At 38.2% G+C, this 20,384-nt stretch carries 20 protein-coding genes and 1 pseudogene; 5 read left to right on the top strand and 16 right to left on the bottom strand.

Annotated elements, in window-relative coordinates; all coding sequences use genetic code 11:
- The 5 genes and pseudogenes from APS80_RS10050 to APS80_RS10030 form a co-directional block, all read right to left on the bottom strand.
- Positions 1 to 283, bottom strand: a pseudogene (locus APS80_RS10050) (5-oxoprolinase subunit C family protein); the annotation flags it as partial.
- Positions 271 to 978: a 5-oxoprolinase subunit B family protein gene (locus APS80_RS10045; protein ID WP_059108125.1), complete on the bottom strand. Its 708-nt coding sequence runs from the start codon at positions 976 to 978 to the stop codon at positions 271 to 273. The gene APS80_RS10045 and the pseudogene APS80_RS10050, both read right to left, overlap by 13 nt.
- A gap of 160 nt (positions 979 to 1,138) precedes the next feature.
- The gene (locus tag APS80_RS10040) at positions 1,139 to 1,762 is read right to left on the bottom strand and encodes an aminotransferase class IV (protein WP_059108124.1); all 624 of its coding nucleotides are present in this window, start codon (positions 1,760 to 1,762) and stop codon (positions 1,139 to 1,141) included.
- Positions 1,762 to 2,916 (bottom strand): aminodeoxychorismate synthase component I, encoded by a 1,155-nt coding sequence (pabB, locus tag APS80_RS10035; RefSeq protein WP_059108123.1) that lies wholly within the window; start codon positions 2,914 to 2,916, stop codon positions 1,762 to 1,764. Before pabB ends, APS80_RS10040 begins: the two co-directional genes overlap by 1 nt.
- On the bottom strand, positions 2,900 to 3,493 hold the full coding sequence (locus APS80_RS10030) for an anthranilate synthase component II (RefSeq protein ID WP_059108122.1): 594 nt from the start codon (positions 3,491 to 3,493) through the stop codon (positions 2,900 to 2,902). The genes pabB and APS80_RS10030 overlap by 17 nt, the downstream gene beginning before the upstream one ends.
- A gap of 252 nt (positions 3,494 to 3,745) precedes the next feature.
- On the opposite strand from APS80_RS10030, the gene queC reads away from it, so the two are divergent.
- The 5 genes from queC (at position 3,746) to APS80_RS10005 (ending at position 6,663) form a co-directional block, all read left to right on the top strand.
- Positions 3,746 to 4,417: a 7-cyano-7-deazaguanine synthase QueC gene (gene queC, locus APS80_RS10025; RefSeq protein WP_059108121.1), complete on the top strand. Its 672-nt coding sequence runs from the start codon at positions 3,746 to 3,748 to the stop codon at positions 4,415 to 4,417.
- A gap of 1 nt (position 4,418) precedes the next feature.
- Positions 4,419 to 4,844 carry a 6-carboxytetrahydropterin synthase QueD gene (gene queD / locus APS80_RS10020; protein ID WP_059108120.1) on the top strand — a complete coding sequence of 142 codons (426 nt, stop codon included), beginning with the start codon at positions 4,419 to 4,421 and terminating at the stop codon, positions 4,842 to 4,844.
- Positions 4,837 to 5,553: a 7-carboxy-7-deazaguanine synthase QueE gene (queE, locus tag APS80_RS10015; protein ID WP_059108119.1), complete on the top strand. Its 717-nt coding sequence runs from the start codon at positions 4,837 to 4,839 to the stop codon at positions 5,551 to 5,553. Before queD ends, queE begins: the two co-directional genes overlap by 8 nt.
- Positions 5,554 to 5,756: 203 nt before the next feature.
- Complete coding sequence (locus APS80_RS10010) at positions 5,757 to 6,350, top strand: hypothetical protein (RefSeq protein ID WP_059108118.1); 594 nt, start codon at positions 5,757 to 5,759, stop codon at positions 6,348 to 6,350.
- Positions 6,351 to 6,411: 61 nt separating this feature from the next.
- Positions 6,412 to 6,663, top strand: coding sequence for a GlsB/YeaQ/YmgE family stress response membrane protein (locus APS80_RS10005; protein WP_180991901.1), 252 nt, complete (start codon positions 6,412 to 6,414; stop codon positions 6,661 to 6,663).
- Between the two features lie 144 nt (positions 6,664 to 6,807).
- On the opposite strand, the gene APS80_RS10000 is transcribed toward APS80_RS10005, so the two are convergent.
- The 11 genes from APS80_RS10000 to APS80_RS09950 all read right to left on the bottom strand — a co-directional run bounded on the left by APS80_RS10000 (position 6,808) and on the right by APS80_RS09950 (position 20,243).
- Complete coding sequence (locus APS80_RS10000; RefSeq protein WP_059108116.1) at positions 6,808 to 7,860, bottom strand: glycosyltransferase family 2 protein; 1,053 nt, start codon at positions 7,858 to 7,860, stop codon at positions 6,808 to 6,810.
- 298 nt (positions 7,861 to 8,158) lie between these two features.
- Positions 8,159 to 8,998, bottom strand: coding sequence for an aldo/keto reductase (locus tag APS80_RS09995; RefSeq protein WP_059108115.1), 840 nt, complete (start codon positions 8,996 to 8,998; stop codon positions 8,159 to 8,161).
- Between the two features lie 172 nt (positions 8,999 to 9,170).
- Positions 9,171 to 10,520 carry a hemolysin family protein gene (locus tag APS80_RS09990; RefSeq protein WP_059108114.1) on the bottom strand — a complete coding sequence of 450 codons (1,350 nt, stop codon included), beginning with the start codon at positions 10,518 to 10,520 and terminating at the stop codon, positions 9,171 to 9,173.
- Between the two features lie 282 nt (positions 10,521 to 10,802).
- The gene (nagA, locus tag APS80_RS09985; RefSeq protein WP_059108113.1) at positions 10,803 to 11,969 is read right to left on the bottom strand and encodes an N-acetylglucosamine-6-phosphate deacetylase; all 1,167 of its coding nucleotides are present in this window, start codon (positions 11,967 to 11,969) and stop codon (positions 10,803 to 10,805) included.
- A gap of 195 nt (positions 11,970 to 12,164) precedes the next feature.
- A complete protein-coding gene (locus APS80_RS09980; protein WP_059108112.1) occupies positions 12,165 to 14,102 on the bottom strand; it encodes a PTS fructose transporter subunit IIABC in 1,938 nt (645 codons plus the stop codon).
- A 1-nt stretch (position 14,103) separates the two neighbouring features.
- Complete coding sequence (gene pfkB, locus APS80_RS09975; RefSeq protein WP_059108111.1) at positions 14,104 to 15,027, bottom strand: 1-phosphofructokinase; 924 nt, start codon at positions 15,025 to 15,027, stop codon at positions 14,104 to 14,106.
- Complete coding sequence (locus APS80_RS09970; RefSeq protein WP_059108110.1) at positions 15,024 to 15,782, bottom strand: DeoR/GlpR family DNA-binding transcription regulator; 759 nt, start codon at positions 15,780 to 15,782, stop codon at positions 15,024 to 15,026. Before APS80_RS09970 ends, pfkB begins: the two co-directional genes overlap by 4 nt.
- A 259-nt stretch (positions 15,783 to 16,041) precedes the next feature.
- Positions 16,042 to 16,521 carry a Cys-tRNA(Pro) deacylase gene (gene ybaK / locus APS80_RS09965; RefSeq protein ID WP_059108109.1) on the bottom strand — a complete coding sequence of 160 codons (480 nt, stop codon included), beginning with the start codon at positions 16,519 to 16,521 and terminating at the stop codon, positions 16,042 to 16,044.
- 277 nt (positions 16,522 to 16,798) lie between these two features.
- Entirely contained in the window at positions 16,799 to 18,265 is a 1,467-nt protein-coding gene (locus tag APS80_RS09960; protein WP_241965935.1) for a YPDG domain-containing protein, read from the bottom strand.
- On the bottom strand, positions 18,151 to 19,575 hold the full coding sequence (locus APS80_RS09955; RefSeq protein WP_059108107.1) for a YPDG domain-containing protein: 1,425 nt from the start codon (positions 19,573 to 19,575) through the stop codon (positions 18,151 to 18,153). The genes APS80_RS09960 and APS80_RS09955 overlap by 115 nt, the downstream gene beginning before the upstream one ends.
- A gap of 83 nt (positions 19,576 to 19,658) precedes the next feature.
- On the bottom strand, positions 19,659 to 20,243 hold the full coding sequence (locus APS80_RS09950) for a hypothetical protein (protein ID WP_059108106.1): 585 nt from the start codon (positions 20,241 to 20,243) through the stop codon (positions 19,659 to 19,661).
- Between the last annotated feature and the right edge of the window lie 141 nt (positions 20,244 to 20,384).

Below are 20,384 nucleotides of genomic sequence, written 5' to 3'. Positions count from 1 at the left end.
TTAAATAAAGCTTGTTTGGTAGAATTGTCATCGTTTGTGTACGGGCTTTAAAACTACCGCCACTCAACGCGATCAATGTCGGTTCTGTAAAGCGAATCCGGGCCATTTTATGTGTCATCTCAAGCGTTGCTTCATTCTTATCGTTCGCTACGAGACGATTTGCGATTTCGTGTGCGAGGACATCCATGGCACCACCAGGAATCACACCATTATGTTCATAACCTTGTCGTCCAAAATCTTGGAAACTTGAAAACAAGCCGCTATCTTCTATTATGATTGACATGGTTTAAATCCTCCTAATTTCAGTTGATCCGCTTCATACGCTTTAAATCGCACATTGTCCCCGAGCGCGAGTCGCGTAAATGGCTGTTTATTCGGTGAAAATAATTCGAGAGGTGTATAACCAATCACTAACCAATCACCATAAGAGTCTGTCGTTACGATACCCGTCTTTTTCCCTTCGATGATGACAGAACTTGCTGGAATAAAATGCTTTTTATCACCGGTATGATTAACGTAAAGTGCCTCATCCATGCCTGTTAAATAAGGGAAGCCAGGAGAATAACCCATCATAGAAACAAAATAAGTGGGTTGCGTATGGGCTGACACAAATTGGGCATAATCCATTTCGTAATAATCTAATAGTTGAGCTAAATCCGGGCCATGGTCGCCGCCATATACAACAGGAATTTCAACCGGTTCCTGTAAGTGTTCTACATAAGCCGTTTCAAGCTGTATAGACTCGAGTAAGGCTTTCATATATTGAAAAGGTGATTGAATATGATGGTGTTTAATCATATCCCTCGCGTCATAGCACACCATCATATCAGATTCAGTCGGCACAATTTCAGTGATAAACGGATAGTCTTGTTCCACTAAGTAATTTCTCAGCGCCACTAAATCTTCAGTTAAATGCTTGGAGACAGGTTTCTCTATCGATACTACAATCGCTTGGTCTCCTTGGCTATATATCTTCATAAGTTCACCTCATAAGTAATGTCTAATCCTTTATTTTCAATCCGTGTACGGTTAAAATTAAGCTCCTCAAAAATATGATAACAAAAATGAAGTCTCACTTTCACTTAGAAAACGGTCATCATAGCGGATTAAGCAACTAAAAATGCTGTTAAAAAGTCATTTATTCATCTGATGTTTCAAATTTCATCTCTACCGGAACAACCTCACGCAAGCTATTGATTAAATATGGTTTAAGTTCACCTTGTTTGACCGCTTCTGTAAACCCACTGACTTCGATGTCTTGTGTTTCAATTCGATCCTCGTCGAGCAACATTTGTCTCATGCACCCTTGCAGTAAATCAGTGTCATACGTTGGTGTGAAATAGCAATCGCCTTTTTTCATTAAAATATTGCCAATATCAAATTCTAATATTTTGCCCGATTGATCATATAACAATACTAAATCGGTTTGATGATCGTGTAGTAAATGATCACGGTTTGAGGTTTTATGAATTCTTTCTTCTATAGGTGTTTGGTCATCGATCAATTGTAACTTTGCGGTGAATTCAACTTTATCGGGAAGTTCAGCTACCGTGTAGTGCATTGATCCTTGTTGATCATTTGTGACTTTGACACGCCAAACCCCTTTCGTATAGCGAGATTGGAGTTCATCGATGATTTGGTTCCATTGTTGTACGGAAAAATCAAATCCTAAATCGACGCTCCCTCGCATCATGCGTTCAAAGTGATACGTTAATCGTTTAATCGTGCCGTTTTCCAGACGCATTGTTTCGAATAATTCCATTACAGTGCCTCCAGTATGCTCGTTTTATCTTTAAATTCACGTACTTCAGACATCGGGTCAGAATCGATGGTGATACCCGCCCCAACGCCGTAAATGGCTTGTTGGTTGATATATTGAATCGTACGTATTGGTACGTTAAAAATACGTTTGCCATTTGGTAATAATAAACCAATTGTACCACAGTAGATATGTCTTGGCTGTTGCTCTAATTGTGCGATATATTTCATCGTATTTAATTTAGGCGCACCGGTGATAGAACCACATGGGAACAGTGCACGTAAAATATCGACGAGTGATTGAGTTGGACGTAATTGTCCTGTAACCATGGAAGTCATTTGTAGCACAGTCGCATAATGTTCCACCGCAAAAAGTTGGTAAACCTTTACAGAACCTTCACGTGCGATGCGAGAAATATCATTGCGTAGTAAATCGACGATCATGACATTTTCAGCACGATCTTTTTCTGAATGTGCAAGTGTCTCAGCGTTTTTTTCATCCTCCTCATCTGTCCGTCCTCTAGGCATGGTGCCCTTCATCGGCTTACTTACAATGACATTATCCATCGATTTGAAATGACCTTGTTGAAAGAAAAGCTCTGGCGAAATAGATGCAACCTGTACTTCAGGTGTGTCGATTAATGCCGTATAAAAGCCATTACTCTGTTGTTGTAATGTTTCATATAATGCACTAATAGGCTTATCTGCTGTCGTTTTCAACCGGCTCGTATAATTGACTTGGTATGTATTGCCACGCACAATCTCATCTTGCACTTTTTGAATACCTTTAACTAACATATCGTCAGATAATTGAAATTCGAACGGCGACATAGGCTCAGCGAAATCTGTTTCATGTGATGATGCCTCTTGTGGGTGTTCTTTGCCTGGCTCGTCTAACACATAAGCAGCCGCATAAACATAAGGATCTTCTACCTCGCACGTTGTCATTTCATCATTAAAATAGCGTGCCGCTTCATAAGGTAAATAGAGTGCCACGTAATGTCCTTGTTGCTGTGCTGATTCGGCAAAATCAACCACCTCGCCCACATCTGCTAATTGCGTTGCGATACGTTGGTCTACAATATCATTAAACTGACATGCATACGTTTCAAATTCTGTTTCGTCTGTATAATATCTATAATTAAATTTGATTTGCATATGTTTCACCTGTTAAATTCAAAAATAATTGTATCTGTTCAGCACCGTACTCACTTAAGATAGATTCTGGATGATACTGTACTCCAACAATCGGTAGTGTATGGTGTGCCACAGCCATGATGACACCCTCATTATTTTCGGCTGTAATGTACAGTTCGGAAGGCATGGTATGACGATCAACCATTAATGAATGATAACGCATCACGTTAAACTGCTGTGGTAACTGTTCAAAAAGTGAGGACTGATGATGTATTAACGACGTAGTATGTCCGTGAACGGGTTTGTCATTAGCGATAATCTCCCCTCCATAATAATCGATGAGTAGTTGAAAACCGAGACACACGCCCAATATCGGACAACGTTTTTCAAATGTACGAATGATGTCATAAAGGATCGGATAATCTTTAGGCACACCAGGTCCCGGAGAAATCACAAGCGCATTTGGCGTTAAACTTTCTAATTCTTCAATCGTCGCGTGGTCCACATCGATAACCCGCACCTCCTGTTTTGTATTGCGCGCGATTAAATCGACTAGGTTATATGTAAATGAATCTTTATTATCTATGACTACTATCATTTTGTCACCTCAATGTATGCGGATACAATTTATACTTATTCTTATTATCCCAAAGTTGACCTTGATTTTACAATATAAATATATTAGTCTAGAGAACGTATAATTTGATCAACAGAGGTTACTAGCTGATACCCTCTATAAAAAACTAGACTTGTATGACGATGTCTATCTTTTTATAGAGATAGGCTTTTTTTATGCCGTGAATCTCGTTGAACTGTTTGCTAAACCGATTAATTAAGGAGCGCAATAAACATGTCCCAACAATCTTTAGATCCAAATAAAGCAGTCGTTGTTTTCAGTGGTGGTCAAGATAGCACCACTTGTTTATTTTGGGCGAAAAAACATTTTGAACACGTCGAACTTGTGACATTCCAATATGGTCAACGTCACGATACAGAAATTGAAGTAGCACAGCAAATCGCACAAGAGCAAGGATTAAAACACCACATTTTAGATATGTCATTATTATCTCAACTTACACCAAATGCACTTACACAACACGATATGGACATCGAACAAACAGATGATGACATGCCAAATACATTCGTGCCTGCACGTAATCTGTTGTTCTTATCATTTGCGGGTGCTCTTGCTTATCAAATCAATGCAAAAAATATTATTACAGGTGTATGTGAAACGGATTTTTCTGGTTATCCAGACTGTCGTGATAGTTTCATTAAATCTATGAATGTGACACTCAGCCTTGCTATGGATAAAGACTTTGTCATTCATACTCCACTGATGTGGCTCGATAAAAAACAAACATGGGCGTTAAGTGATGATCTAGGTGTCTTAGATTACGTGCGTTACAATACGCTCACTTGCTATAACGGCATCATTGGAACAGGTTGTGGTGAATGTCCAGCTTGTAAATTACGTGCACGCGGATTAAACGCTTATTTAGCAGAGAAAGGTGCGAATTAATATGTTCCAGCAAATGTATCCCTCTGTCGCTCATCCTTATGCATTCGAACTCAACAAAGACTTTAATTTTTCAGCAGCACACTATATTCCAAGTGAAGACGCAGGAAAATGCATGCGCACACATGGACATACGTATTTCGTTAACTTAACCATCGCAGGCGACGACCTCGATCATAATGGCTTTTTAGTTAACTTTGCAGAATTAAAATCACTTGTTCATGGTCAATTCGACCATCAATTATTAAATGAACTTCCTCAATTTAAAGACAAAAGTCCATCTACAGAAATCGTCGCACAAACAATTTATCACATGGTACAAACATCACTCGATCAACGTGACAACCAACCCCATTGTGTCCAAGTATTCGTGAGAGAAACACCTTCAAGCTATGTCGTTTATCGACCTAAGGAGCAACAACATGGCTAAAATACCTGTGTTAGAAATATTCGGTCCGACCATTCAAGGTGAAGGACGTGTCATCGGTCGTAAAACGATGTTTGTACGTACAGCAGGATGTGATTATCGCTGTAGTTGGTGTGATTCAAGCTTTACTTGGGACGGTAGTGCGAAGGATCAAATCAAGATGATGACAGCTGAAGAAATTTATGATGAACTCTATCGAGTAGGTGGCGATTACTTCAACCACGTCACCATATCCGGAGGTAATCCTGCCCTAATCAAAGGCATACAGGAGTTAGTTGATCTTTTTGATGAAAAAGGTATTCATAGTGCGCTAGAAACACAAGGCAGTCGATTCCAACCGTGGATGCGTCAAATCGATGACTTAACGATCAGTCCGAAACCGCCTAGTTCTATGATGAAACCTAATTTGATGACACTCGATGAAGTCATCGAACAATGTGTGCCCGAAACACTTAATTTAAAAGTAGTCGTCTTTGATGATACAGATTTTGATTTTGCGCGTGATATTCATCACCGTTATCCTTCCATTCCGTTCTATTTACAAGTGGGTAATCCATACTTAGATGGTGAATATATCGAAAATCATACGGCGCGGTTATTAGCACTTTATGAATCACTCGTTGATCGAGTCATCAATACATCAGATATGAACGACGTTTATGTGCTGCCGCAATTGCACACATTACTGTGGAGTAATAAAAAAGGTGTATAACTTATAATAGAAAGAAGAGCAGATATGAGATGTGAGATCTTATCTGCTCTTTTTGTTTATGTATATCAACACATCTCAACCTCGATACCTAAAATAATAACGAATCAATCATTTCTCTATTGATAAATAAAAGTTATTGAATGATTAAGTGTGTCTGAATTGGTATAATGATGCAATGAAGTAGGAAAATTAAGGAGATCATCATGCTAGTACCCATAATCATCAATATTATTGCGGTATCGATTATCTTTTTCATCGATTTATACCGTCATAATTATAAGCAGCTTACATTTAGTTCAATGCTTATTGCGATAACAGTTAATGGTCTCATCAATTTATTTCTCGTTGGTAATTATGATTATATTTCATTTTACACGCCGATCATGCTCATCGTATGGATGGTCCTACAATTATACTTAGATCATAAACATCCAACTCGTATGATCAAGAACCAAAAATTTATCGCATTTATCATCACTATCATTGTAAGCACGTCACTCATACTTACATATATTACAAGCAATGATTCATACTATATGTCCATACCTTATCTGTCTCCTGCGATATTTTTAATCGGAGCGATATTATTGTTCTATTCTACTTTTCAACCGCAAGAACAAGCACAAATCAAACTACTTTCGGTGATTAAACATCCCATCACATTGGGACATCTGATTATTATTCTTTCCTTAATTCTTATGACATTACTCACACCATACTGGTACGCTTTTATCATTGTGTACTTGCTATTTATATTATATTTGTTTTGGGTGAATGTTTTTTCTATAAAAAAATGATTAACTTTAATTCAAATGTGGTATATGACAGGGAGACACTTAAAATAGGAGGAGGGACAATATAATGGGATTCATCCTTATGTTAATCGTCGGTGGTTTAATCGGTTGGATCGCAGGTGGCATCTTAGGTAAAGATATCCCTGGTGGTATTCTTGGTAATATCATCTCAGGTATCGTTGGTGCTGCTTTAGGTAGTTGGCTATTAGGCGAATGGGGTCCATCTATCGGCAGTATCCATATCTTCCCTGCGTTAATCGGTACTATTGTATTAATTGCAATTGTATCACTTGTATTAAACTTAATTCGCAAATAATATGACATAGCGCTTGTAGTCACACAAGCTCTTAAAAATGAATACTTAAACAAAATATGTATAGAAACAAAAGAGACCGGGACGCACGTCCTGGTCTCTTTTGTGTTACTTTATTCTATTAGCGTCGCGCGTACGCTACATCTATTAATGTCGTACGAGTGCTTCTTCACGCGTTTCTTCTTCATCGTGCATTTTCTCATCTTTGTGTCGCTGATCCTGTTTAACATATGGATCTTCATCACGGTTAACATCATCGATTGGTTTAAGATTGGTAGCCTGAACGAGATATTTCGGTCGTTGTTTGACCTCAAAGTAGATCCGACCAATGTATTCACCTACAATGCCTATTGCGATCAACTGTACCCCACCTAGGAAAAGAATTGCCGCTATGGTAGAGAAGTATCCTGGTGTATCGATACCATTGAACATAATGTCTATGAGAATATATAAAATATATAAGACACTGATAAAGGATACAAATACACCGAAATAGATCAATAATCTTAACGGTTTCGTATTAAATGAAATCAATCCATCGATACCATAATTCAGCAACTGTTTGAACGACCATTTCGATTCTCCAGCTTCACGTTCTACATTTTCATACGTAAAAATTTTGGTATTATAACCGATCCATTCATACAATCCTTTAGAAAAACGGTTTGCTTCATCTAAAGAAACGAGCGATCTGACTGCTCGTTGGCTCAATAGCCTAAAATCACCGATGCCATCATTTAATTGGATGTCTTCTACGAAATGATTAATCAGTTTATAATACGCTTTCGTTAATAATTTACGAGATTGTTTTTCTGCTTCTCGATTCCGTTTTGCGACTACTTGGTCGTAACCCTCTTTATAGCCTTCTACGAGTTGTGGAATAAGCGTCGGCGGATGTTGCAGATCTGCATCTATCATCACGACTGCATCACAATCCACACTATGTTGAAAACCTGCGATCATCGCTGATTCTTTTCCGAAATTCCTACTAAAAGAAATAAATTTAACATGATGATCATTTTCAGCAGCTTCTTGAATGTAACTGATTGTTTCATCTTTACTGCCATCATCTACAAATAATAAATCATAATCATAATGTTGTTGAAGGCTATCTTGAGACATGATCTCTGTGAGTCGTTGATATGTTTTTACTATGATTTCACCCTCGTTATAACAAGGGACAATGACTCTTAATTTCATTGGCTACACCTTTCATTTCTTATCTTAGTCATTAGGTTATTGTTGATTGAACATCATCGCAAAGCCGTTCTTGCGAGATATTCATCCGTTTCGTTTCATCCTTACACCTATACCCTGTTTCACCGATTGTAGTGATGAATGTGGATCTTTCTTTAACACAAATCGATGAAATCTCATTATTTTGTCAAGCTCTTTTATTCTATCAATTCCACTTACGATTTTAAAATAAAAAAACCAACTTCCAAATCCCACCGCTTCATAAAAACACGGTGAGATGAAAGTTGGTCAAAAAGCTAAGTTATTTTAAAGTATTCATATCAACGTCATCTGGGTCATAACCTTGACGATCATCTTTATTTAATGCATCGATATCATTAACTTCATCTTCAGTTAATTCAAAATCAAAAATATCAAAGTTTTGATTGATGTGTTCTGGAGATTTAGATTTTGGAATGACGACACGATTGTGTGCTAAATGCCAACGTAATACGACTTGAGCAGGTGTTTTATCATATTTTTTAGCGATGTTCACAATTGTATCTTGATTTAATAAACCACCATCTCTCATCAATGGCATCCATGCAGTCACGATGATATCATGTTCGTCGCAATAAGCTTGTGTTTCTGCTTGGTTAAAGAATGGGTGCACTTCAATTTGGTTCACTGCTGGCACAATTTCAGTTTCTGCCATTAATTTATCTAAGTGATGCGGCTTGAAGTTAGCAACCCCGATGGCTTTCACTTTACCTTCTTTGTATAATTCTTCTAGTGCTTTATAGCTTTCAATAAACAAACCATCCGCTTCACATGGCCAATGAATGAGATATAAATCTAAATAATCTAAGCCTAAATCTTCTAATGATTGATAAAAATGTTCTTTTGCACTTTCATAACCTTGATGGCTATTCCACAATTTAGAAGTAATAAATAATGATTCTCTATCAATATCACTTTCTTTAATTGCTTGTCCTAATGAAACTTCATTTTTGTAGAGGTAAGCTGTATCAAATGCACGATAACCTGCTTTGATTGCACTATCTACTGCTGTAGGCATTTGTTCGTCTGTGATTTTATAAACGCCTAATCCTACTTTTGGCATTTCATAACCATTGTTTAATGTATATGTTTCAGTTGCCATCCATTTTCATCCTTTCATTATCTGTATTCTATATTTTTATGGTAACAAAAGAGCTACCGATGCGTCGCTTGGAAAACTCATCTCGTTCGTTATACCCGATTTTAAGTATATAAAAAAGTGGAACTGTGAAATCTCATTGACGATTTCAAGTCCCACTTTTCGTTGCATTGCTTTAATCTTCGTCATCCTCTTCGCTATCTGTATCAAGCGTTTGACGTTCATTATTGTATTCATATCTCAAAATAACGTTAATAATTTGATGGTTGTCAATTTCTGAAATAATCCATCGATCATATTCAGTATCGACGTAATCATTTTGTTGTAAATTCGTATTATGCGCTTGTAGCCAACCACCGATCGTATCAATATCCTCTGAATCTTCGAATTCAATACCGTAATGTTCTTGTAAATCGTTTAATAACACACGACCATTGATTTGATATTGATCTTCGCCTAACTTCACAATATCGTTGACTTCATCATTATCAAATTCATCACGGATTTCACCCACAATTTCTTCAAGAATATCTTCCATGGTTAAAATACCCGCAGTACCACCATATTCATCGATGATCAAACTGATGTGTACGTGTTCACGTTGCATACGAATTAACGCATCACTGATTCTTGTTGTTTCAGAAATCATCGGTAGTTCGTGAATATAGTTACCGATAACGATGGGTTTACCAGATGCATATTCAGTTAAAAATTCTTTGACATTGATAAAGCCTTTGACGTGGTCTTTATCGCCGTCATCTGTGATCGGATAACGGGTGAATTGGTATTCTTTAATTGTTTCTAATAATTCTTCTACATTAAACGGCTCATTCAATGTAATCATTTGTGTACGGGGCACCATGATATCTTTGGCGTGACGTTCATCAAATGAAAAGATATTTTGCATATAAGCCAATTCTGTTTGGTTAATTTCTCCTCCATTATAACTGTTGTTGATAATGATTTTGATTTCTTCTTCAGACATCGCATCACTATTGGCATCAGGATTTACACCCATAATGCGAATAATCAAACGTGCTGAACCGTTCATTAACCATATAAGCGGCTTCATTATAGTACTGAAATAATAGAGCGGACGCGCATACACGAGCGCTAACTTTTCAGTATGTTCAATCGCAAGTGTCTTAGGTGCGAGTTCACCAAGTACGACGTGTAAATAAGTTACGATGATAAAGGCTACGATAAATGAAATCGTTGTGGTTAAGGCATCAGGTAAATGTACGAGTTCAAAGATAGGATGTAGTAATTCATTGAACGTCGGTTCCCCGAGCCAACCTAAACCTAAAGACGTAACTGTGATACCGAGTTGACATGCAGACAGATAATAATCCAAATTATGTAGCATTTTCTTAACTACCTTTGCATTACCGTTCCCTTCAGCTGCAAGTTGCTCGATACGCGTGGCACGTACTTTCACTAAAGTAAATTCTGATCCGACGAAGACAGTCGTCAACGCTATCAACAGAATAAATATAACTAAACTCACTATGGTCGTCGTTTCCAATAAGTTCCCTATTTAGGGATTCACCTCCAAATTACTCAATGTCACATCCGGGTGACCATTGTATACTAAGCTGCTTGTTCACGTTTAACTGTAGATACATTAAATCCTTCCCATCTGTGACACCTCCCTAAAAAGATAAACAATACTCATATTTTATCACAATTCGACTTCGTTCTGGCAAAATATACAGTAATTATTCAATATAAAGTCCAATATACCATTAAAACGTATTTTCTTAATTCCGTCAATAGCTCCAGTGTAAAAAAGTAACACTGAAGCTTCTTATTCTTTATTTTCAAAGGTGTGAATCGTTCCGTTTTTAATCGTTGTCTTCACTGTTAGCTCATCATCAACAATCACTAAATCGGCATCCTTACCTGTCGCAATACTTCCTTTTACATCATCGATATGTAACGCTTGAGCTTGGTTCAAGCTTGTCACACGCCAAAGTGATTCAAGATCATCGCCAGTATAAGTCATCAAATTGCGTAAGCCTTCGTTCATTTTTAAAATACTACCTGCAAGTGCGCCGTTCGCAAGTCTCGCTTCAGCACCTTGTACAACAACATCTTGTCCACCTAAATCATAATGACCATCTGGCATGCCTTTTGCATGCATCGCATCAGTAATGAGATAAAAATGTTGGTTGCCTTTTTGATGATATGCGATCGCGACTGCAGTGGGATGTGAATGAATTCCGTCCACTATAATCTCTGTATTTAAGCGTTGCTCATGCCATGCTGCACCAATGACCCCTGGCTCTCTATGCGCAAACGGCGTCGCAGCGTTATATAAATGTGTGATATGTTGTGCACCTTTTTCTACAGCACGTGTGACTCCCTCATACGTGGCTACTGTGTGCCCGATAGAAAAGATGATCTCATCGTGGAGTTGTCGTAATGCTTCATCTGCACCTTCCACTTCAGGCGCAAACGTCATCACTTTAATAAGATGATTCGCAGCTGCTTGGTATTGTTTGATTTTTTCAACTGTAGGTCGTTGGACATAAGCAGGATTCTGTGCACCCACCTTATGTTCAGAAATAAAAGGACCTTCTAGATGGACCCCTGCGATTTCCGCTTCTTCTGTATGATCTTGTTCAGCTTGATATTTAGCGATTGTTTCTAATGCCCGTATGATATTTTCATCCGATTGTGTCATAGTCGTCGCTAAAAAGCTCGTTGTGCCTTCTGACAACAGTGAAGTTGCCAAGTGATTTAATCCTTGGGCTGATGCATCCATCGCATCTTCACCGTAACCTCCATGCATATGAATGTCGATAAACCCTGGTAACACATGATGTCCCTGCGCATCTAATGTAGGTAGATCCCCGTGATATGCACCTGGCTCAATTTGCATTATTTTTCCTTCATTTATGAAAATGTGACCTCTATCTAAAACATCTGTTTCTGTATAAATAACACCATTTATAATGACATATTGTTTCAATATTGATTACCTTCTTCTTTTTATGATTATCTTCATTGTACAATAATGAAAAAGTTAACACATTATATTACTCGTCATTTTAAAAATATTTAAAACAAATGCATAAATACATGGAATTTCTAGGAATTACACTTTTACTAAAACAAAAAACACGGTATTCCTGATATTAGGAACACCGTGTGAAATTCATTTAAATTATTCATCCATAGATTGGGACGCTGCTTTTTCTACACTAGTCACTCTCGGTTTTAATAAGTCATAAATGATCGCTGAAACAATTGAGCCAATCACAATAGCAAGTAATGTTTGAGGTACATGAACAAAATCTGCGAATATAACTACAATACCACCATGAGGCGCGCTAATTGCAGAGCCTAAACCTAACGCAATAGCACCTGCAATACCAGAACCCACCATCATAGAAGGAATGACACGTAATGGGTCTGCCGCTGCAAATGGAATTGCACCTTCAGTGATAAATGAAAGTCCCATAATGTAGTTAGGTGCAATAGAACCTTTTTGTTCTTTCGTAAATTTCTTGCGGAACATAATCATTGCCGTTGCGATTGCAATCGGTGGCACCATACCGCCCACCATTGCTGCAGTAATCGGCGCTGTATTACCCGCTGTTAACGCTGCTGTAGAAAAGACATAGGCCGCTTTATTAAATGGCCCGCCCATATCGATAGCCATCATCGCACCAATTACAAAGCCGAGGATAACAATGTTTGCACCAGATAAACTGTTTAGTCCATCTATCAATAGATTATTTAACCAAGATGCCGGCGGATTGATGACGTAAATCATAAGTAATCCAGTGATCGCGACAGAAATTAACGGATAAATTAATGTGGGTTGCAAACCTTCTAATGATTGAGGTAACCATTTAACGGAATATTTAATACCTTGTGTTAAGTAACCAGCTAAGAAACCGGAAATCAAACCACCTAGGAAACCAGAATCACCTGCAACTGCTAACATACCACCGACTAAACCAGCTGCAAAACCAGGTTTATCCGCAATACTACGCGCAATGAAACCAGACAAGATTGGAATAATTAAGGCAAATGCACTTTCGTTACCAATTTTCCATAATTGCGCTGCAAACTCATTGTATTGACCACTTTTCGGATCAAATGAGTTAGGTCCGATTAAAAATACAATCGCCATGAGGATACCACCTGCGATGACAAGCGGTAACATGTTAGATACACCATTCATTAAGTGTTTATAAATGGTTTTCCCAACGCCTTGTTTTTCTCCACTATTTTGTGCTGATTTTTGATTGCTGTCTCCACGCGCAACAAAAGGTTGGCGAGAAGTATCTAACGCTTGGTTGATGAGTGCTTCTGGTCGTTTAATACCATCAGCAACCGGAACTTCTACCACGTTTTTACCATCAAAGCGGTCTGTTTCAACGTGCACATCTGCAGCGACGATAATTCCTGTCGCTTGCTCGATATCATCGGAGGTTAAACGATTTTTAACCCCACCTGAACCATTTGTTTCTACTTTAATCTTAATACCCATCGCTTCGGCTTGCTTTTTCAGTGAATCTTTCGCCATATACGTATGTGCGATACCTGTTGGACAAGCAGTCACAGCTAAAACGTATGGTTCATCAGAATCGACAGGTGCAGTAGTCGTTTCTGCTTCTGCTGTTTCCTCGTCTGTCGCTTCGTCATCTGCTTGATTAATGATGTTTAAAATCTCTTCAGGTGATGTTGCATCTAATAAAGCTTGGCGAACTTGATCATCCATTAAAACACCTGATAATTTTGCTAAAGCATCTAAGTGCGTTTGTGCCCCACCCTCTGGTGCAGCGATCATAAAGAATAAATGAGCTGGCTGCATATCTAAACTTTGATAATCCACTCCTGCTTTAGATTTACCAAACGCAATGGCCGGTTTATCTACTGCTGCAACCTTTGCGTGTGGAATCGCAATCCCCTCTCCAATACCTGTTGTACTTTGAGATTCACGATTATGAATGGCTTCTTTATAAGCTTCTACATCATTTAAAATTCCTGCTTGGTTAAGCTGATTGACTAATTCATCAATGACACCATCTTTGTTTGAGGACGCTAAATCCATCGCAATGGTATCTTTCGTTAATAACTCTGTGATTCTCATGCTATTCACTCCCATCTAGTGTTGCAATCGTTACTTGTGATTGAACGTCTTGAATCCCTTCTGCAGTTGCTAAATCATCGTTATAAGCTGTAGCTGTACCTGCTGATACGGCTTGGCGAAATGCATCGTTAATAGATAATCCAGCATCAAGGCCAGCGACCATACCTGCAACCGTACTATCACCTGAACCCACAGTGTTTACGACCTGTCCTTTTGGAATCGTTGCTTTTAAGCTTTGATTTTGATCAAGATAAATCGCTCCGTCACCACCTAAAGAGATGATGACTGCTTGGGCACCGCGTTCGAGTATTTTTCTTCCATAATATAGAACATCTTCATCAGATTGAATGGTTGTATCAAACATGTGCTCCAGTTCATCTTTATTTGGTTTAATGAACAGCGGTTGATAAGGTAACACTGTTTCTAGCAAATCTTTTTCCGCATCAACCACGAGTTGTGCACCTGTTTGTTGTGTAATTTTTGCAATTTGGCCATACACATCTGATGGAATGCTTTTAGGAATACTACCTGCTACGATGACTGTATCTTGTTCGGTTGTTTGTTTGATTTGATCCATTAATGTTTCAAATTGATCGGTTGTAATCATTGGTCCGGGTGCATTAACTTCTGTTTCTTGGCCTGTTTTCAACTTCACATTCATACGTGTGTCATCGTTAATTCGCACAAAAGCTTCATTAATATATGATTGTTTCAAAGTGTCAACGATAAATTCTCCCGTAAAGCCACCAATGAACCCTAGTGCAGTTGAGGTTACGTTTAATGTGCGCAACACACGAGAAACATTAATACCTTTTCCTCCAGCAAATTTATGTGTAGTCGTTGCTCGATTCAATTCACTGATATTAAAGCCGTCTAAATGCATAATATAGTCAACAGACGGATTAAAGGTCACGGTGTAAATCATTTTGCTCCTCCTATAATTGAATATTGTTGCTGTAATTGTTCATAACAGTCGAGTTGTGCGACTTGAGTTGAAGCTATGATAGAAAGTTGATCCGAAGTCGCTACATGGGCAAAATATCGGCGATGATATTTCGTGTGGTCGGCTAAGACATAACTTTGCTGACTGAGACGCATCGCATATTCTTTAACTAAAGCTTCTTGTTCATCTGGTGTCGTTAGTCCATGGTTTACATCAATACCATTAATGCCTAAAAATGCTTTGTCAAAACGATAGCGTCGTAACGTGTCGAGTGCACTACCTCCAATTGTCGCGAGTGTTGTCGATTTAACATGTCCCCCTACGATAAATGTCTTAATCCCTTGTTTTAACAGTTCTTCAACGTGTGTTAACCCATTAGTCACTACCGTCAGATCACGTGCAGTGATATAAGGGATCATTTCCAAAGTGGTTGAACCCGCGTCGATAAAGATACAATCGTTGTCATGTATCAAATTCGCAGCAAGCTTGCCAATCGCTTGTTTTTCCCTCAAGTTCTGTGATCTTTTATCTATAAGATTGGGTTCAAGTTTAGAAGAGGTATCTAATGTTGCACCCCCATGCACGCGTGATAACTTACCCATTTGTTGTAATTTAGACAAGTCCCTACGTACAGTTGAAGCACTACAACCTGTGCGATCTATTAATTCTTGCAATGTTAAGAAATCTTTTTTCGCTAACTCTGTCAAAATCAACTCATGACGTTTTTCTGTTATCATCTTTGCACCTCTCTTGATTTGTATTATAAAACGAAAGCGGATACATTTCAATCAATTTTAATCAAAAACATTCAAAAACAGTCATTGCTTTTGAACGTTTTATAAATATCATATTAGCTGTGGAATGTCTTAAATAAGTATTTTTTTCGCCTATTTCCATAATATAGCCACATCACTTTTAATAATGATGTGGCCACTGTGAATTATTATATGTGTAGGCTAACTCTCATGTTTCATTAACGACACTTGAACATACTTATTATTGTGTCACGTTTGAAAGTTGCGCATGCGTGAGATGAATCAAATCTTGTACTGCAATATAAATTTGTGTCCCTCTTTCTCCACCACTAATATAAATAGAAGATTTTGATTCTGCTGACGTATCGATAACTGTAGGAAATGCTTTTTTCATACCAATCGGAGAACAACCTCCTCTGATATAACCAGTCACACGTTTAAGATCTTCAAGTGGCATTAAATTGAGCTTTTTCTCATTCACTGCCTGAGCAGCCACTTTCATGTCTAAGGATTGATTCACCGGAATAACGAACACAAAGTGCTCATGGTTAGCGTTTTCTAAAACTAATGTTTTATATACTTCCGATTCATCGACACCAACCTCGTGGGCCACTGTTACCCCATCTAAATGCGCTTCATCAACTTTATACTCATTGACAATATAATCAATTTTTTCTCGATCCAAGATACGCATCGCATTTGTTTTCTTACGTTTTGCCATCGTCATCGCTCCTTAACTGTTTATGTATAAAAATTTCATGTTGAAATTAACATGATTATATAACTTCTGGGTTATTTATATTGATAGTAACAGCACACTTTTCAATTTGTCACTTTAATTAACCTTTATATTAATACATTACCCAAATATGTATAAATAGTGGAATCGAACCACCAAATTCCAATTCTTTCATTATATATAGTAGTTTTATATTCTTTCATTTAAAACATAAAAAAGCCAGGCCCAATGAAGGGCCTGGCTCATCATTTATTGATGATTATTTTTCTTCATTATTGTTTTTACGGCGTCTACCGAGTAAGAATAATGAACCTAATCCAGCGAACAAGCTACCAAGTAATGTAGCATTTTGTGGACTGTTGTTATTACCTGTATCAGGTAATGTTTCTTCATCTGAATCTGAGTCAGAGTTTGCGTCTGTATCAGCATCGGCGTCAGCGTCTGCATCTGCGTCTGAATCGGCATCTGCGTCAGCGTCGGCATCTGCATCTGAGTCTGCATCGGCATCTGCATCTCCTTCGTCATCTTCTTCAACTGTTACTTTAACTGGTACTTCTTCAGTTGATCCATCTGGGTAAGTGACTTTAACTGGAATTTCTGCTTCAGTTCCTGGTTCTGCGTCCGCCGGTGGCGTTACTGTTGTTGTACCATCATCTGGATTTACATTTACATCCCAACCTTCAGGAATACCATCTTCAGGAACTTCAAATTCAGTACCGTCTGGTACATCTCCTGTTTGTGGTACATCTACTGGATTGCCTGGTTTTGTTGAGGCACCATCATAATTAGGTGTATGACTTTGAGCGTCATTTGGACTCACTGTCACTTTAACCGGTACATCTTCTGTTGTGCCATCTGGATAAGTGACTTTAACTGGTACTTCTATTTCTGTACCTGGGTTAACATCTGCCGGTGGCGTTACTGTTGTTGTACCATCATCTGGATTTACATCTACATCCCAACCTTCTGGTACTTCACTTGGTCCATCAAAGTGTGTGCCATCTGGTAAGTCTGTATCTCCTGTTTGTGGTACATCTACTGGTTTACCTGGTTTTGTTGTTGCGTCTTCGTAACCTGGCTCATGTTCTCCAGCTTGATTTGAATCTACTGTTACTTTAACTGGAACATCTTCTGTTGTGCCATCTGGATAAGTAACTTTGACTGGTACTTCCACTTCTGTGCCTGGTTTTGCATCCGCCGGTGGCGTTACTGTTGTTGTACCATCATCTGGATTTACATCTACATCCCATCCTTCTGGTACTTCACTTGGTCCATCAAAGTGTGTGCCATCTGGTAAGTCTGTATCTCCTGTTTGTGGTACATCTACTGGTTTACCTGGTTTTGTTGTTGCGTCTTCGTAACCTGGCTCATGTTCTCCAGCTTGATTTGAATCTACTGTTACTTTAACCGGAACGTCTTCTGTTGAACCATCTGGATAAGTAACTTTGACTGGTACTTCCACTTCTGTGCCTGGTTTCGCATCCGCCGGTGGCGTTACTGTTGTTGTACCGTTATCTGGATTTACATCTACATCCCATCCTTCTGGTACTTCACCTGGTCCATCAAAGTGTGTGCCATCTGGTAGGTCTGTATCTCCTGTTTGTGGTACATCTACTGGTTTACCAGGGTTTGTTGTTTCATCTTCATAACCTGGTTCATGTTGATTTGCCTCTGTATCTTTGACAGTAACTTTCGCTGGTGCGTCTTCACTTGGCCATCTGGATATTTGACTTTGACTGGAATGTTTGCTTCGTCACCTGGTTGTGCATCCGCCGGTGGCGTTACTGTTGTAGTTCCATCATTTGGATCTACATCTACATCCCATCCTTCTGGAATATCACTTGGTTTTTCAAAGTGTGTTCCATCTGGTACTTCTCCTGTTTGTGGTAATTCTACCGGTTTACCAGGGTTTGTTGTTGTATCTTCATATCCTGGGTCATATTGATTTGCCTCTGTATCTTTAACAGTAACTTTCGCTGGTGCATCATCTGTTGAACCATCTGGATATTTGACTTTAACTGGAATGTCTTCTGTTGTACCTGGTTCGATATCTTTTGATGGTGTTACTACTAATTTACCGTCTTCTCCTACTGTTGCTTCCCAGCCTTCAGGAATACCTTGTTTAGGAACTTCAAATTCTGTACCTTGCGGTAAGTTTGGTGCACCTGTTTGATCAACTTCTACTGGTTTGCCTGGATTTGTTGTTGATGGGTTGTATCCTGGTTCATAATCTCCAGCTTGATCAGATACAACTTCAATTTGTGCATTTGTATTATCTACTGTGCCATCTGGATATGTGACTTTAACCGGAATATCTTGTTTTGTTCCTGGTTTTGTATTTGATGGCGGTGTTACTGTGATTGTTCCGTTGTTTTGATCAATATTCGCATTCCAACCTTGTGGTGTTTGTGGAATTTCAAATTTACTCCCTTGCGGAATATTTTGATCTCCTGTTTGATTAACACTCACTTGTTTACCTGGTTTTGTTTTTGTTGGATTGTATCCAGGATTATGTTCATCAGCTGCATTAGATTTTGGTGTGAATTTAAATGTAGAACCATTTAAATCTGTTCTCATCCAACCACGAGCACTACTTGGTACAGCAGGGTTATTACCACTTTGACTAGACGTAATCAAGAAGTTATACTCATCTTCTTTATTTAATCCAAGTTGTGATAGAGTTGCTTTCCATTGTTTACCAGCATATTCTGCTGTTAATATTTCACTATCTGAATCGTAACTTAAATGGAAATCATTCAAAGTTTGACCATGGAATTTTCCATCATTATTATCATTCGTATCATCTGCGTAATCGAATTTATTATCTTTATTTTTCTTATCAGGAACATTTGTACCTACAGCTTCTGTAGTACCATCTGGTCCATTTTTAACGAATGTACCGTAACCTTGATATCTGCCACCTTTTTGTTGTTCTGCTTTCTGGTCCATTGGATCATCAAAATGATAAGCAGTATCTACTTTAAATCCAGCAGCATCTTTCATACCTTTATTTCTTAAGATACCACCATTTTGCATGTAATCTTGGGCATCACTTTTAGTAAAGATAAAGCCCCAACCGTCACCACTATATTGGTTACCTATATGACTGTTCGCAATTTTTATATTAAAATCAAAGTCATTTTCAAAAGAGATCTTTTCTTTAAGTTGAAGTGCACCTCTTTTTTCGTTGGACCAACATTATAATTAAAATTAGCTACTTCTTCAGCTAATAAATCATTCGGTGGATAGAATATTACGTCACCATATTTATCAAAATGGTCTTTACCTCTAACAGTAGCTGGTGGAACCACACCTGCTTCATTAATATCTCTTGATGAATTTAAAGGTGAACCTGAAGCTAATGTATTGATAGAGTTTGCTCTTAATGTTGAAACATTGTTATTACGAACAGCTTCATCAGTATATGTAGCTTCGTTTGTTTTTAATTCATTTTCTGGTGTTTGATCTTCAGTTACTTCTTCTGAATCATCTTTATTTTCTTTTTCTACTGATTCAGATTCTGCTTCTTCCGATTGTTTTTCTGTTTGTTCACTATCATCTGAATTTTCAGAGTTTTCATTTATGCTAAGATTTTCAGATTGTTCTTCATCCTGATTTGATTCATCAGATTCTTCTTTAGCATCTGAATCTTTAGCTGACTCTTCTGATTTTTGGTCCTCAGATGATTCATTTTCGTCAGTCACTTCTGATTCTTCATTTTCTAACTCGTCGACTTCATCTTCACGTTGAGCATCTTCATCATCTGATTCTTCATCATTTGATGATGCTTCAGATGATTCGTCGTTAGAATCTGTCTCTTCGTCTTCAGAAGTTTCTTCAGCATC

This window comes from Staphylococcus auricularis (genome assembly GCF_001500315.1).
Classification (GTDB): Bacteria; Bacillota; Bacilli; order Staphylococcales; family Staphylococcaceae; genus Staphylococcus; species Staphylococcus auricularis.
This window is presented reverse-complemented; position numbering and strand designations above follow the sequence as displayed.

Excerpts from the sequence above, each read along its gene's own strand:
- queD (WP_059108120.1), top strand. The coding sequence starts at position 4,419 with ATGTTCCAGCAAATGTATCCCTCTGTCGCTCATCCTTATGCATTCGAA.
- APS80_RS10000 (WP_059108116.1), bottom strand. The coding sequence starts at position 7,860 with ATGAAATTAAGAGTCATTGTCCCTTGTTATAACGAGGGTGAAATCATA.
- pabB (WP_059108123.1), bottom strand. The coding sequence starts at position 2,916 with ATGCAAATCAAATTTAATTATAGATATTATACAGACGAAACAGAATTT.
- queE (WP_059108119.1), top strand. The coding sequence starts at position 4,837 with ATGGCTAAAATACCTGTGTTAGAAATATTCGGTCCGACCATTCAAGGT.
- pfkB (WP_059108111.1), bottom strand. The coding sequence starts at position 15,027 with ATGATTTACACCGTGACCTTTAATCCGTCTGTTGACTATATTATGCAT.
- APS80_RS10010 (WP_059108118.1), top strand. The coding sequence starts at position 5,757 with ATGCTAGTACCCATAATCATCAATATTATTGCGGTATCGATTATCTTT.
- APS80_RS10030 (WP_059108122.1), bottom strand. The coding sequence starts at position 3,493 with ATGATAGTAGTCATAGATAATAAAGATTCATTTACATATAACCTAGTC.
- ybaK (WP_059108109.1), bottom strand. The coding sequence starts at position 16,521 with ATGGCAAAACGTAAGAAAACAAATGCGATGCGTATCTTGGATCGAGAA.
- APS80_RS10040 (WP_059108124.1), bottom strand. The coding sequence starts at position 1,762 with ATGGAATTATTCGAAACAATGCGTCTGGAAAACGGCACGATTAAACGA.
- APS80_RS09955 (WP_059108107.1), bottom strand. The coding sequence starts at position 19,575 with ATGCAAAATGGTGGTATCTTAAGAAATAAAGGTATGAAAGATGCTGCT.
- APS80_RS09980 (WP_059108112.1), bottom strand. The coding sequence starts at position 14,102 with ATGAGAATCACAGAGTTATTAACGAAAGATACCATTGCGATGGATTTA.
- APS80_RS09995 (WP_059108115.1), bottom strand. The coding sequence starts at position 8,998 with ATGGCAACTGAAACATATACATTAAACAATGGTTATGAAATGCCAAAA.
- queC (WP_059108121.1), top strand. The coding sequence starts at position 3,746 with ATGTCCCAACAATCTTTAGATCCAAATAAAGCAGTCGTTGTTTTCAGT.
- APS80_RS10045 (WP_059108125.1), bottom strand. The coding sequence starts at position 978 with ATGAAGATATATAGCCAAGGAGACCAAGCGATTGTAGTATCGATAGAG.
- APS80_RS09970 (WP_059108110.1), bottom strand. The coding sequence starts at position 15,782 with ATGATAACAGAAAAACGTCATGAGTTGATTTTGACAGAGTTAGCGAAA.